Raw genomic sequence first — 13996 nt, 5'->3', positions numbered from 1 at the left:
GGATGCGGTGGGTCTGGTGGGCCGTCCGGCGGCTCGCCGGGGGCATCGGCGTGCTCTGGGCCGTCGCGACGATCGTCTTCGTCGCGATCCGGCTCATCCCCGGTGACCCGGCGCTCGCGATCCTGGGCGGACCGGGGTCGCAGGCCTCGGCCGAGGCCGTCGCCCAGGTCCGCCACGAGTACGGCCTCGACCAGCCGGTCCTGGTGCAGTACGCGGTGTTCCTCGGACGCCTGGCATCCGGGCAGCTCGGCGACTCGTACGCCTTCCGCACCCCGGTCGCGACGCTCCTCGCCCAGCAGCTGCCCGTCACGCTGACGCTCGCGGTCGCCGGCCTCGTCGTCGCCTGGGTGCTCGCGATCGTCGCCGCGTGGGCCTCGACGCAACGCGGCCGGATCGCCGCCGGGCTCACCAGCGCCCTGAGCGTCACCGCGAGCGTGATGCCGCACTTCTGGCTCGGCAGCGTGCTCATCGTGGTGTTCGCCACGTCCCTGGGGTGGGTGCCGGCGGTCAGTGACGGCACCGCGCGCGGCTGGGTGCTGCCGGTACTGACCGTGGCCGTGCCGGTCGCCGGGTACCTGGCCGAGACCGTGCGCGACGGCGTGGTCGACGCGCAGCGCTCGGCCTTCGCACTCGCCGCCCGGGGTCGGGGCGAGACCCGCCTCGGCCTGTTCGGACGGCACCTGCTCCGGCACGCCGCCCTGCCCGGGATCGCGCTGTCCGCGTGGGCCTTCGGGTCGCTCGTCTCCGGGGCCGTGGTCGTCGAGTCCGTGTTCGCCCTGCCCGGCATCGGCCGTGCCTTGGTCACCGCGGTCACCCAGCGGGACATGCCGCTCGTCGCCGGCATCGCGATGGTGTCGGCGGCCGCGTACGTGGTCGTGCTGGCCGTGGCCGACCTGGTCGAACGTGCCGTCGACCCGCGCAGCGCCGCACGGAACGCGGCCCTGCGCCCCGGTGCTGCGCGACGCCGTGGGCCCGGCCGTCCGGCGGGCGCGCGGTGAGCGGGATCGCCGACCCGGGCCTCCAGACCGGAGCGCCCGGCCACCAGACCGCCGTCGGCACCGAGCGCGTCCGTGGGGGGACGCTCGGCGCCGGCGGCATCGCCGCGGGGGTGGTCGTCCTGGTCGCCGTCGTGGCGGCGGTGTGGCCCGCCCTGCTCGGCGGCGGGGACCCACTCGCGGTGCACCCCGCAGATGCCCTGGCCGCCCCGAGCGGCGCGCACCCGTTCGGCACCGACGAGTCCGGACGCGACGTCCTGGCGCGGGTGGTCGCGGGGACCCGGGCATCGCTCGTCGTCGGCGTCGCCGCGACCCTGATCGGCGGCGGCGTGGGCGTCCTGCTCGGCGTCGCCGCCGGTCTCGGTGCCGGGGCCGGACGACTCGGACGACTGCTCGACGCCGTCATCGGCCGCGTCACCGAGGTCGCGTTCGCCCTGCCGCTGCTGCTCGTCGCCCTGGTCGTCATCGCCGTGACCGGTCCGGGTCCGGTGCCGGCGGTGCTCGCCGTCGGGTTCGCGACCGCTCCCGGCTACGCCCGGATCGTGCGCGGCCTGGTCCGGGCCGCCCGGAGTTCGCAGGTGGTCGAGACGGCGGTGCTGCTCGGCCGCTCCCCCGCCCGCACCGTAGTCAGGCACGTGCTGCCGACGGCGCTCTGGCCCGTCGTCGCCGTCGCCACGCTCGGGGTCGGGCAGGCGGTCGTGTGGGCCTCGGCGCTGAGCTACCTCGGCGTCGGCACGCCCCCGCCCGCGCCGGAGTGGGGCGCGATGCTCGCCGACGGTCGCACGTACCTGCAGACCGCGCCGTGGATGAGCACCTTCCCCGGACTCGCGATCGTGGTGCTCGCGACCGCCGTCACCGTGCTCGGCCGGGCGATCCGACGGACCGGGGCCGCGCGGTGAGCGCCGTCCTCGACGTCCGCGGGCTCACCGTCGCCATCGGCGGCACCCCGATCGTGCACGGTGTCGGCCTGCGCGTCGACGCCGGCGAGTGCGTCGCCCTGGTCGGGGCGTCCGGCTCCGGCAAGACCGTCACCGCCCGCGCCGTGCTCGGCCTGTCCGCGCCCGGCGCCGCCGTGCACGCCGACGTGTTCACGGTCGACGGCGTCGACGTCGGCGGGTACACGGACCGGCGGTGGCGTCGGCTTCGGGGATCGCGGGTCGGCTACGTCGGCCAGGAGGCCCTGGGCGCGTTGGACCCGCTGCGCCCCGTCGGGCGCGAGGTCGCCGACAGCCTCCGCCTGCACACCGAGATGCGTGCGGCCGAGCGCGTGGACGCCGTGCGCGACGCACTGGCCGCGGTGGGCCTCGACCCGGACATCGCGACCGACGGCCGGCTCGCCGGGACACTGTCGGGCGGGATGCGACAGCGGGCCCTCATCGCCGCGGCGACCGTCGGGTCCCCCGCGCTGCTGGTCGCCGACGAACCGACGACGGCCCTCGACGCCGGGGTCGCCGTCACCGTGATGGAACAGCTGCGGGCGGCGCAGACCCGGGGTGCCGGACTGCTCGTCATCACGCACGACCTGGGGCTCGTCGCGGGGTGGGCCGACCGGGTCGCCGTCGTGCACGAGGGCCGGATCGTCGAGCAGGGCCCGGTCGCCGAGGTCTTCGCGGCGCCGCAGCACCCCGCGACCCGGGCGCTGGTGCGCGCGGCCGGTGCTGCCGCGGCGGCGCCCGCGCCGGCGCACGGTGCCGATCTCGCAGACCGGTGCGAGGTCGATGGCTCCGTGCAGCCCTCTGACGATGCACCGAGCGGCCAACCTCGCACCGACCGCACGACTCCGCACCGTGCGCCGATCGGCAGCCGCGGCACCGAGCGGGCAACCTCGCACGGTGCGAGGGACGTGCTCGCGTCGCAGGGGCTCTCGCGGGAGTACGACGGGGTGCTCGCGGTGGACGACGTGTCGTTCGGGCTCGAGCGCGGCCGGGTGCTCGGGGTGATCGGCGCCTCGGGCTCGGGCAAGACGACGCTGGCGCGGATGCTCCTCGGGCTCGAGACGCCCGACGCCGGCGCGGTCACGCTCGACGACGAACCCTGGGTCCCGCTGCCCGAGCGCGAGCGCCGCCCCCGACGGCACCGGGTCGCGGCCGTCGTCCAGGACCCCGGCGCGACGTTCGACGAACGGTGGAACGTCGAGCGCGTCCTCGCCGACGCGTTCTCACGAGGTGACGAACGGCGGGCACGCGGTGCGCTCGGCGAACGGGTCGACGCGGCACTGCGACAGGTCGACCTCGACCCCGTGCTGCGGTCCCGCTCCCCCCGCACCCTGTCCGGCGGGCAACGCCAGCGGCTCGCGATCGCCCGTGCGCTGGCGACCGACCCCGAGGTGATCGTGCTCGACGAGCCGGTGACCGCCCTCGACGCCACGGTGCAGGACGCCGTGCTGCGGCTGCTCGAACGGCTCCGCGACGAGACCGGGGTGGCGATGGTGTTCGTCTCGCACGACCTGCGGGCGGTCCGGCGGATGGCGGACGACGTGCTCGTGGTGCACCGGGGCGCGGTCGTCGAGCACGGCCCCGCCGCCGAGGTCTTCGCGCGCCCGGCGCACCCGGTGACCGCGCGGCTGCTGCACGCCGCGGAGCGGCTGGCAGCGGGCCCCGCCGCAGGGACCGCAGCCGGCCCCACGGGCTGAGCGACCGTCCACGCGCACTCGCACCCGTGGACTGTCGCTGCGCGCGTGACGTCACCGACGGCCCTGAACGGCCAGGAGGCCCGGTGCGCGTCCGTGACGGACGTGCACCGGGCCTCCTGGCCGGGTTGCCGCGGGGCGGCCCCGTGGTCAGGAACCGGAGGGTTCCTTCTGGGCGGCGTCGGCCGAGATGATCGGGATCTCGCTCGTCGAGAAGTCCTTCGCCCAGTCGGACTGCGCGAGCTCCGACGTCGGGTCGTTGTAGTCCTCGATGACGCCGGCGATCTCGTCCTCGGAGCCGACCGTCGGGCCGGAGCCCATGAGCGGGCTCGCGGCGGTCTCCTTGGTGAAGTACACCGCGACCAGGCCGATCACGGCGGCGAGCATCAGGTAGAACGCGGGGATGTCCTCGGCCCAGCCGTACCCGGCGTCCTTCGCGGCGTTGATGAGCGCAGCGGTCGCGAGCGGGGTGGTCCCGCCGAAGAGCGACACCGACACGTTGAACGCGATCGCCAGGGCGCCGTAGCGGATGATCGTCGGGAACAGCGCGGGCAGCGTCGACGGCATGGTCGAGGTGAACGTGACCAGTACGACGCCGAGGATCAGCAGGCCGGCGAAGACGCCGACGCCGGTGCCGGTCTGGACCAGCTTGAGGGCCGGCCAGGACAGCAGGATGAAGCCGATGCAGCCGGCGGCGAGCACCGGACGACGCCCGAACTTGTCGGACAGCCGACCGCCGAACGTGATGACGACCATCATGAGCAGCATCACGATGACGATGAGGATCAGGCCGAACGTGGCGTTCTGGCCGAGGTTCTGCTCGAGGTAGGTCGGCATGTACGACAGCAGCATGTAGTCGGTCACGTTGAAGACCAGGACCAGGCCGATGCAGATGATGAGCGAGCGCCAGTTCTCGGCGAAGAGCTTGAGGAACGGGGTCTTCTGGCCCTCGCGCTCGGCGGCCTGCTCCTGCTGCTTCTGGAACGCCGGGGTCTCCTCGAGCTTGAGGCGCAGGTAGAGGCCGATCAGGCCGAGGGGGCCCGCGACGATGAACGGGATGCGCCAGCCCCAGCTGAGCAGGGCGTCCTCGGACAGGCCGAACTGCAGGCCCGTGACGATCGAGGCGCCGAGCACGTAGCCGGCGAGGGTGCCGAACTCGAGCCACGAGCCCATGAAGCCGCGGCGCTTGTCGGGCGAGTACTCGGCGATGAAGGTCGCGGCACCCCCGTACTCACCACCGGTCGAGAAGCCCTGCACGAAGCGGGCGACGAGCAGCAGGACCGGGGCCCAGAAGCCGATCGTGTCGTACGACGGGATCAGGCCGATCATGAGCGTGCCGGCGGCCATCAGGATCATCGTCAGCGCGAGGACCTTCTGGCGGCCGATCTTGTCGCCGATCGGGCCGAACACGGCACCACCGATCGGGCGCACGATGAACGCGGCGGCGAAGAAGCCGAACGTGGCGACGATGTTCGCGGCCGGGTCGCCCTGCGGCAGGAACACCTGCGAGATGGTGACCGTCAGGTACGCGAAGATGCCGAAGTCGAACCACTCCATGGCGTTGCCGAGCGCGGCAGCCGCGACGGCACGCTTGAGCAGTGACTCCTCGACGACGGTGACGTCGTCCTTCGTCAGATCGCGACGAGCGCGCTTCGCGGCGCCCTTCGTGCGCAACGGCCGATCGCCGTGCGGGTGGGGTGCGTTGTTCGGTGCCAAGTCGTTCCTCCGGGGTGCGGTGCTTCCTTCGGGCGTCCGGCGGACGGCGACGTTGCAGCTCCTGCGAACCCTGCGCTCGCCGGACAAACCCAGGAAGACTAGCAGGCTCCGGGCGTGTCCGACAGTTCGGTGTGCTAGGCGCTGCTCGGTGATGGCCGCGTCCGACCGGTTCGTCCGCCTTCGTACGCGTGCACGGCCGCTACGATTGGGGCACCGCGCGTCAGGCGCGGAACACTCAGGCACCTCATCACGGACTCGGTGCCGCACACACGTACGGAAGGCACACCCATGACCAAGCCCATGCCCGAGAAGCCGAGCGTCGACGGACTGGAGCAGGTCTGGGGGCCGGTCTGGGAGCAGGACGGCACCTACCGCTTCGACCGCGACGCCGCCGGTCACCGCGACGCCGTCTGGTCGATCGACACCCCGCCGCCCACCGCCTCCGGCTCGCTGCACATCGGGCACGTGTTCTCGTACACGCACACCGACCTCAAGGCCCGGTTCGAGCGCATGCGCGGCAAGCACGTCTTCTACCCGATGGGCTGGGACGACAACGGTCTGCCCACCGAGCGCCGTGTGCAGAACTACTACGGCGTCCGCTGCGACCCGACGCTGCCGTACGACCCCGACTTCACGCCGCCGTTCGAGGGCGGGGACGGCAAGTCCTCGAAGGCCGCCGACCAGCTGCCCGTGTCGCGCCGCAACTTCATCGAGCTGTGCGAGCGCCTGACCGTGCAGGACGAGCAGCAGTTCGAGGAGCTCTTCCGCACGCTCGGGCTGTCGGTCGACTGGACCCAGTCGTACCGCACCATCGACGACACCTCGCGGGCGAGCGCCCAGCGCGCGTTCCTGCGCAACCTCGAGCGCGGCGAGGCCTACCAGGCCGACGCCCCGACCCTGTGGGACGTCACCTTCCGCACCGCGGTCGCGCAGGCCGAGCTCGAGGACAAGGAGATGCCCGGCGCGTACCACGGCATCGCCTTCCACCGCACCGACGGTGGCGACGACGTCGTCATCCAGACCACCCGCCCCGAGCTCCTGCCCGCCTGCGTCGCCCTGGTGGCCCACCCGGACGACGAGCGGTTCCAGGACCTCTTCGGCACCACGGTCCGCTCCCCCCTGTTCGACGTCGAGGTCCCGGTGCTCGCACACCACCTGGCGCAGAAGGACAAGGGTGCCGGCATCGCGATGGTCTGCACCTTCGGTGACACCACCGACGTCGTGTGGTGGCGGGAGCTGCAGCTGCCGAACCGCGCGATCATCGGCTTCGACGGCCGCGTGCGCTCGGACGAGCCCGCCTGGATCGAGTCGGCGACGGGCCGGGAGCTCTACGCCGAGATGGCCGGCAAGACCGTGTTCTCGGCCAAGAAGGTCGTCGTCGACGCCCTGACCGCGTCCGGCGAGCTGATCGGTGACGTCAAGACCATCCAGCACCCGGTGAAGTTCTTCGAGAAGGGCGACAAGCCCCTCGAGATCGTGTCGACCCGCCAGTGGTACATCGTCAACGGTGCGCGCGACGAGCAGCTGAAGAGCACGCTCCGCCAGCGCGGCGAGGAGATCGCGTTCCACCCGGACTTCATGCGCGTGCGCTACGACAACTGGGTCGGTGGCCTGTCCGGCGACTGGCTCATCTCGCGCCAGCGCTTCTTCGGCGTGCCGCTGCCCGTCTGGTACCCGCTCGACGCCGACGGCAACCCGGTGTTCGACCAGCCGATCGTGCCGACCGAGGCGCAGCTGCCCGTCGACCCGGCCTCCGAGCCCGCCCCCGGCTTCACCGAGGACCAGCGCGGCGTGCCCGGCGGGTTCCAGGGCGAGCTCGACGTCATGGACACCTGGGCCACCTCGTCGCTCACGCCGCAGCTCGCGGGCAAGTGGGAGACCGACCCGGCGCTCTACGACCTGGTGTACCCGTACGACGTCCGCCCGCAGGCGCAGGACATCATCCGCACGTGGCTGTTCACGACCGTGCTCCGCAGCCAGCTCGAGGCCGACGTGGTGCCGTGGAAGCACGCCTCCATCTCCGGCTTCATCGTGGACCCCGACCGCAAGAAGATGTCGAAGTCGAAGGGCAACGTCGTCACGCCGCTGTCGATCCTCGAGCAGCACGGCGCCGATGCGGTCCGCTACTGGGCGGCCTCGTCCAAGCTCGGCACCGACGCGGCGTTCGACCCGCAGAACCCGAAGCAGATCAAGGTCGGCCGTCGTCTGGCGATCAAGGTGCTCAACGCGGCGAAGTTCGTCTACGGCTTCCCGCTGCCCGAGGGCGCCACGAGCGTCACCGAGGCGCTCGACGTCGACATGCTCGCCGAGCTCGGTGCCGTCGTCGAGCAGGCCACCGCGGCGTTCGACGGGTTCGACCATGCCCGGGCCCTCGAGATCACCGAGCGTTTCTTCTGGACGTTCTGCGATGACTACCTCGAGCTCGTGAAGGAGCGCGCCTACGGCACCGCGTCCGACGCGACGCACGAGACGCAGGCGAGCGCGGTCCTGGCGCTGCGCGGCGCGATCGACGTGCTGCTCCGACTGCTGGCACCGTTCCTCCCGTACGCGACGGAAGAGGTGTGGGCCTGGACCCACGACTCCAGCGTGCACCGGGCCTCCTGGCCGACCGCGGCCGACCTGCCGACCGACGCGGCCCCCACCGGGCTGCTCGCGGCCGTCGGACAGGCGCTGATCGGGATCCGCGGGGCGAAGACGGCGGCGAAGGCGTCGCAGAAGACGCCCGTGACGCGTGCGGTCGTCGCGGCGCCCGCCGAGACGCGGGTGCTCATCGAGCGCGCGGCGGTCGACCTGGCGGCCGTCGGCCGCATCGAGAACCTGTCGTTCGTCGACGGCGACGAGCTCGCCGTCACCGAGATCGAGCTCGCGGAGCAGCAGGCGTAACGTCGCCTGTCCGGGCCGGGTCGCCTTGGTGACCCGGCCCGTCCACCACCGGACTGGAGGCACGGATGCAGTTGGGCACACGCTGGAACCTGGGTGGGGAGCCGCCTGCGCGACTGCCCGAGACGATGGTCGTCGCCGTGCGCGGGGTCGAGGACGAGCTCGCGGCGGAGTCCGTCGACACGGCGACGTGGGGCTGGACCCTGACCTTCCTCGAGGGCAAGCCGATCGTCGAGCTCGACGACGGCACCTCGATCCACCTCGACGCGCTCGGGCACGCCCAGGTGACGAACCCGGACGACGCGGGCGAAGAGGACTAGCGCGCGCTGCGCGCGGGCGCGCTGCGCGGGGGCGCGCTGCGCGCGGGCGCGCTGCGCGCGGGCGCGCTGCGCGGGGGCGCGCTGCGCGCTGCTCGCTGCGCGGCGCTTGGAGTGCAGAAATGGTCGGGTCCCCGGTGGGGACCCGACCATTTGTGCTCACGATGCGGGCGCCCCCGCCGGGGAGCGCCCGCGTGATCGCCGAGGGATCAGGACTCGGCGAGCCAGGTGCGCAGGACCTCGTTCACCTCGGCGGTGTGCGTGGTGAGCAGGCCGTGCGGGGCACCCTCGATCTCGACGTACTTCGCCGCGGGCAGCGCCTGGGTGAAGCGTCGTCCGGTGGCGTCGATCGGGAGGATGTTGTCCGACGTGCCGTGCACGATCAGTGCGGGGACGGTGACCTTCGGGATGTCCTGACGGAAGTCGGTCGGCCAGGTCAGGGGTGCGGCCGCGGACGCGATCGAGCCGGAGCCGGCCGCGATGTTCCAGGCGTTGCGGACCTGCTCCTCGGAGATGCGGGTGCCGAGGTTCTCCGACAGGTTGAAGAAGTCCTGGTAGAAGTTCGTGAAGTACGCGTAACGGTCCTTCGCCACGTCGGCGGCGATGCCCTCGAAGAACGACATCGGGCCGGCGCCGTCGGGGTTGTCGTCGGTGATGGCGAGGAACGGCTCGAGCGAGGCGAGGAACGCGACCTTCGCGATCCGGTCCTCACCGTGGCGGCCGATGTAGCGGGCGATCTCGCCGGTGCCCATCGAGAAGCCGACGAGGATCACGTCGCGCAGGTCGAGGGTCTCGAGGACCGTGTGCAGGTCGTCGGCGAAGGTGTCGTAGTCGTAGCCGGTGGACGGCTGCGAGGACTGGCCGAAGCCACGGCGGTCGTACGTGATGACGCGGTAGCCGGCCTCGAGGAGCATCGGGACCTGCCCCTCCCACGAGTTGCCGTCGAGGGGGAAGCCGTGGATCAGCACGATCGGCTGCCCCTGGCCCTTGTCCTCGTAGTGGAGTTCGATGTCGACGCTGTTCTCGGTTCCGACGTTGATGGCACCCATGATCGTTCCTTCCCTGAGTATCGCGGAGAACGATCGTTCTCCGCCGATGTGGACTACAGTAGAGAACGCCCGTTCCCAGCGCAACTCGAGAACGGTGAACACTCAGGGAACGGGGTACACACATGGCCACCAGCACCGTCGAGCCGGACGTCCGAGCACACATCGTCGAGGTCGCGGACCAGCTGTTCTACACGCGCGGGATCCAGTCGGTGGGGATGGACGAGATCCGCACGGGCGCCGGGGTCTCCCTCAAGAAGCTGTACGCGGCGTTCCCCGGCAAGGAGCAGCTCATCGCCGCGGTGCTCGCCGGCCGCCACGACATGTGGGAGCAGGGTGTGCACGGCGCGGTCGAGGCTGCGACCAGCCCGCGCGACAAGCTCCTGGCGGTCTACGACTTCCTCGAGTCCTGGTTCGGCGACGACACGTTCCGCGGCTGCGGGTTCATCAACGCGTTCGGCGAGCTCGGTGCGACCTCGCCCGCGGTCGCCGAGATCGCGCGCGAGCACAAGGACTCGTTCCAGCGGTTCGTGCAGCAGCTCACCGCCGAGGTCGTCGCCGACCCCGAGCACGCCGAGGAACTCGCTGCGCAGCTCGCGCTGCTGGCCGAGGGCGCGCAGACCACCGCGGCGATCGCCGGCACCACGGCGCCGGCCGCGCACGCGCGTCGTGCCGCGGTGACCCTGATCGACGCCGCGATGCGCTGACACGCGACCAGCGAGCGGACGGGAGGCCCGTGGCGGCGCCGCCACGGGCCTCCCGTCCGTCCGCTGGTCGCGCCGGGCGCGGGTGCGCGTGCCGGGTCGTTCCGGGCGTCCCTGGTCGTTCCGGGCGTACCTGGTCGGTTCTTTCGACCAGGGACGCCCGATCCCGCTTCCCAGTCCGGGCGTCATGGGAAGGAACGGACTCCAGCACCCGTGCATAGGGTGGGCAGATGGCAACCCCGTTCGACGTCCCGAGCACCCTCCCCTACGCCCTGCCGCCCTTCGGCGACGTGCGACTCGAGCACTACCGACCGGCGTTCGAGGCCGGCATGGCCGAGCAGCGCGCCGAGGTCGAGGCCATCGCCACCGACCCGCACGCCCCGACGGTCGAGAACACCCTGGTCGCACTCGAGCGATCCGGGCAGCTGCTGACCCGCGTCAGCCACGTGTTCTTCACGCTGTCGTCGGCCGACTCGACGCCGGAGCTGCACGACCTCGAGGCCGAGGTCTCCCCGCTCCTCGCCGCCCACCGTGACGCGATCACGCTCGACTCCCGCCTGTACGCCCGCGTGCAGGAGGTGCTCGACGGTGCCGAAGCCGCCGGGCTGACCGGTGAGGCGCTGCGCCTGGTCGAGCGGACCCACGCCGAGATGACCCTGGCGGGCGCGGGCCTCGACGACGCGGGCAAGGAGCGTCTGACCGCGATCAACCAGGAGCTCTCGACCCTGACGACGACCTTCGAGCGGAACCTGCTCGAGGACACCAACGACTCCGCCGTGCACGTGACGAGCGAGGACGAGCTCGAGGGGCTCGACGACGGGGCGAAGTCCGCCGCGGCCGCCGCTGCCGCCGACCGGGGCCTCGACGGCTGGCTCATCACGCTGCCGCTCTACACCGGACACCCGTGGCTGTCCTCGCTGGCGAACCGCGACCTGCGTGAGCGGATCATGCGCGCCTCGCTCGCCCGCGGTCGTCGCGGCAACGAGTACGACAACCGCGAGGTGCTGCTCCGCATCGTCCGGCTGCGGGCCGAGCGCGCCGAGCTGCTCGGGTTCCCGAACCACGCCGCCGTGGTGACCGCCGACGAAACGGCGAAGACCCCCGAGGCCGTCGACGGGCTGCTGTCCTCGCTCGTCGGCGCCGCGGCACGGAACGCCGACGACGAGCGCGCTGTCCGGTCGCGCACGGTCGGGTTCGACATCGAGTCGTGGGACTGGGCGTACGCCACCGAGATCCTGCGCGGCGAGCAGTTCGCCGCGGACAGCACCGCGCTCCGCCCGTACTTCGAGGCCGACCGGGTCCTGCACGACGGGGTCTTCCACGCCGCCGGCGCCCTGTACGGCCTGACCTTCACCGAGCGCCCGGACCTGCGCGGCTACAACGACGAGGTCCGGGTCTTCGAGGTCACCGCCGACGACGGCGAGCCCGTGGGGCTGTACCTGCTCGACCTCTACACACGTGACGGCAAGCGCGGCGGCGCGTGGATGAACCCGGTCGTCGAGCAGTCCGAGCTGCTCGGCACCCTGCCCGTCGTGGTCAACAACCTCAACGTCGCGAAGCCGTCCGCCGGCTCCCCCACCCTGCTCATCCAGGACGAGGTCGAGACGCTCTTCCACGAGTTCGGCCACGCCCTGCACGGCCTCATCGCCCGCACCACCTACCCGCGGTTCTCCGGCACGAACGTCGAGCGGGACTTCGTCGAGTTCCCGAGCCAGGTGAACGAGATGTGGCTGTCGTGGCCGTCCGTGCTGGCGAACTACGCGAAGCACCACGAGACCGGAGCACCCCTGCCGCCCGAGCTCGTCCTGGGGCTCAGCGAGTCCGAGGGGTTCAACGAGGGCTTCGGCACGACCGAGTACCTCGCCGCCGCACTGCTCGACCAGGCGTGGCACCGGCTCTCGGCGGCCGACGCCGCGGCGGTGACGTCCGTCGAGGACTTCGAGCGGGACGCCCTGGCCGCCGCCGGCATCGCGGTCGAGGCCGTGCCGCCGCGCTACTCGTCGACGTACTTCGCACACACGTTCTCGGGCGGGTACGACGCCGGTTACTACGGGTACATCTGGTCCGAGGTGCTCGACGCCGACACGGTGGAGTGGTTCCGCGACAACGGCGGGTTGGACCGTGCAGCCGGCAGGCGGTTCGCCGAGCGTCTGCTCGGGGTCGGCGGGGCGAAGGACCCGCTCGAGGCGTACCGGGACTTCCGCGGCCGCGACGCCGAGGTCGGCCCGCTGCTGCGGCGCCGCGGGCTCGAGTAGGCGCGCCGGCGCAGGCCGCCGAGCGCCGTCGCACCGCACCGCACCGCACCACGAAACGGACACAGCACCACGGAATCCCGTGGTGCTGTGTCCGTTCGCTGGTTCCGGAGGGCTACGCCGACTTCTCGACGCGCTTGGCCCGAGGCCGCGGCACGATCGTCGGCGCCGCGTTCTCGAGCACGGACTCGCGGGTGATCACCACTCGGGCGACGTCGTCGTCGGACGGGACGTCGAACATCACCGGGCCGAGGACCTCCTCGAGGATCGCCCGGAGCCCGCGGGCACCCGTCTGGCGCAGCACCGCGAGGTCCGCGATGGCCTCGAGCGCACCCTGGTCGAACTCGAGCTCCACGCCGTCGATCTGGAACATCCGCTGGTACTGCTTGACCAGCGCGTTCTTCGGCTCGGTCAGGATCTGCATGAGCGCCGCCTGGTCGAGCTGCGACACCGTGGTGACGACGGGCAGACGACCGATGAACTCGGGGATCAGACCGAACTTGTGCAGGTCTTCCGGCAGCACCTCGGAGTACAGGTCCTGGTGGTCGGTCGCGCTGTGGAGGGGTGCCCCGAAGCCGATCCCGCGCTTGCCGACGCGCGAGGACACGATGTCCTCGAGCCCGGCGAACGCACCCGCCACGATGAACAGCACGTTCGTCGTGTCGATCTGGATGAACTCCTGGTGCGGGTGCTTCCGGCCGCCCTGCGGCGGGACCGAGGCCACCGTGCCCTCGAGGATCTTGAGCAGCGCCTGCTGCACGCCTTCGCCCGAGACGTCGCGGGTGATCGACGGGTTCTCGGCCTTGCGGGCGATCTTGTCGACCTCGTCGATGTAGATGATGCCGGTCTCGGCACGCTTCACGTCGTAGTCGGCGGCCTGGATGAGCTTGAGGAGGATGTTCTCGACGTCCTCGCCGACGTAGCCGGCCTCGGTCAGGGCTGTGGCGTCCGCGACGGCGAACGGGACGTTGAGGCGCTTGGCCAGGGTCTGCGCCAGGTACGTCTTGCCGCAGCCGGTCGGGCCGATGAGCAGGATGTTCGACTTGGCGATCTCGATGTCGTCGCGGTCTTCGGCGGCGGTGATCTGCCCCTGCGCCCGGATGCGCTTGTAGTGGTTGTAGACGGCCACGGCGAGGGCGCGCTTCGCCGGGTCCTGCCCGATGACGTACTCCTGCAGGAAGTCGAAGATCTCCCGCGGCTTGGGCAGTTCGAAGTCCCCGCTCGAGGTGTCCTCGCCGGCTTCGGCCAGACGTTCCTCGATGATCTCGTTGCAGAGCTCGACGCACTCGTCGCAGATGTAGACGCCCGGTCCGGCGATGAGCTGCTGGACCTGCTTCTGGCTCTTGCCGCAGAACGAGCACTTGAGGAGATCGCCGCTCTCTCCGATGCGTGCCATTCCCGTGCCTCCCTGATTGGACATGCCGGCCGCGCTGTCGCACCACCGCTGGTGCACCGCT

10 protein-coding genes are annotated in these 13996 nt (G+C 71.8%); 7 read left to right on the top strand and 3 right to left on the bottom strand.

Annotation, left to right across the window (positions count from 1 at the left end; all coding sequences use genetic code 11):
- Nucleotides 1-2: 2 nt before the first annotated feature.
- Genes DEJ19_RS05820 through DEJ19_RS05810 form a run of 3 tightly spaced genes read left to right on the top strand, consistent with a single transcriptional unit; the run spans nucleotide 3 to nucleotide 3627 of the window.
- Nucleotides 3-998, top strand: a complete 996-nt coding sequence (locus DEJ19_RS05820) for an ABC transporter permease (protein WP_111234009.1) — start codon at nucleotides 3-5, stop codon at nucleotides 996-998.
- Nucleotides 995-1894, top strand: a complete 900-nt coding sequence (locus tag DEJ19_RS05815) for an ABC transporter permease (protein WP_111234010.1) — start codon at nucleotides 995-997, stop codon at nucleotides 1892-1894. Before DEJ19_RS05820 ends, DEJ19_RS05815 begins: the two co-directional genes overlap by 4 nt.
- Nucleotides 1891-3627, top strand: a complete 1737-nt coding sequence (locus DEJ19_RS05810) for an ATP-binding cassette domain-containing protein (RefSeq protein ID WP_111234011.1) — start codon at nucleotides 1891-1893, stop codon at nucleotides 3625-3627. Before DEJ19_RS05815 ends, DEJ19_RS05810 begins: the two co-directional genes overlap by 4 nt.
- A gap of 147 nt (nucleotides 3628-3774) precedes the next feature.
- On the opposite strand, the gene proP is transcribed toward DEJ19_RS05810, so the two are convergent.
- Nucleotides 3775-5340 (bottom strand): glycine betaine/L-proline transporter ProP, encoded by a 1566-nt coding sequence (proP, locus tag DEJ19_RS05805; RefSeq protein WP_228513609.1) that lies wholly within the window; start codon nucleotides 5338-5340, stop codon nucleotides 3775-3777.
- A 288-nt stretch (nucleotides 5341-5628) separates the two neighbouring features.
- Here proP and valS point away from each other — a divergent pair, with 288 nt between their 5' ends.
- Both valS and DEJ19_RS05795 read left to right on the top strand, forming a co-directional pair.
- Nucleotides 5629-8223: a valine--tRNA ligase gene (valS, locus tag DEJ19_RS05800; RefSeq protein ID WP_258377467.1), complete on the top strand. Its 2595-nt coding sequence runs from the start codon at nucleotides 5629-5631 to the stop codon at nucleotides 8221-8223.
- 65 nt (nucleotides 8224-8288) lie between these two features.
- Complete coding sequence (locus tag DEJ19_RS05795) at nucleotides 8289-8540, top strand: hypothetical protein (RefSeq protein ID WP_181441611.1); 252 nt, start codon at nucleotides 8289-8291, stop codon at nucleotides 8538-8540.
- Between the two features lie 206 nt (nucleotides 8541-8746).
- On the opposite strand, the gene DEJ19_RS05790 is transcribed toward DEJ19_RS05795, so the two are convergent.
- Nucleotides 8747-9586, bottom strand: a complete 840-nt coding sequence (locus tag DEJ19_RS05790; RefSeq protein WP_111234012.1) for an alpha/beta fold hydrolase — start codon at nucleotides 9584-9586, stop codon at nucleotides 8747-8749.
- 122 nt (nucleotides 9587-9708) lie between these two features.
- Between DEJ19_RS05790 and DEJ19_RS05785 the strand changes: the two genes are divergently transcribed.
- Both DEJ19_RS05785 and DEJ19_RS05780 read left to right on the top strand, forming a co-directional pair.
- Complete coding sequence (locus tag DEJ19_RS05785; RefSeq protein WP_111234013.1) at nucleotides 9709-10290, top strand: TetR/AcrR family transcriptional regulator; 582 nt, start codon at nucleotides 9709-9711, stop codon at nucleotides 10288-10290.
- A gap of 227 nt (nucleotides 10291-10517) precedes the next feature.
- Nucleotides 10518-12542: a M3 family metallopeptidase gene (locus DEJ19_RS05780; protein ID WP_111234014.1), complete on the top strand. Its 2025-nt coding sequence runs from the start codon at nucleotides 10518-10520 to the stop codon at nucleotides 12540-12542.
- A 112-nt stretch (nucleotides 12543-12654) separates the two neighbouring features.
- On the opposite strand, the gene clpX is transcribed toward DEJ19_RS05780, so the two are convergent.
- On the bottom strand, nucleotides 12655-13935 hold the full coding sequence (gene clpX, locus DEJ19_RS05775) for an ATP-dependent Clp protease ATP-binding subunit ClpX (protein ID WP_017886000.1): 1281 nt from the start codon (nucleotides 13933-13935) through the stop codon (nucleotides 12655-12657).
- Nucleotides 13936-13996: the final 61 nt, after the last annotated feature.

It is taken from the genome of Curtobacterium sp. MCSS17_016, assembly GCF_003234255.2.
In the GTDB taxonomy this organism is placed as follows: Bacteria; Actinomycetota; Actinomycetes; order Actinomycetales; family Microbacteriaceae; genus Curtobacterium; species Curtobacterium flaccumfaciens.
The sequence above is the reverse complement of the archived record's forward strand: the minus strand, read 5'-3'. Positions and strand labels throughout refer to the sequence as shown.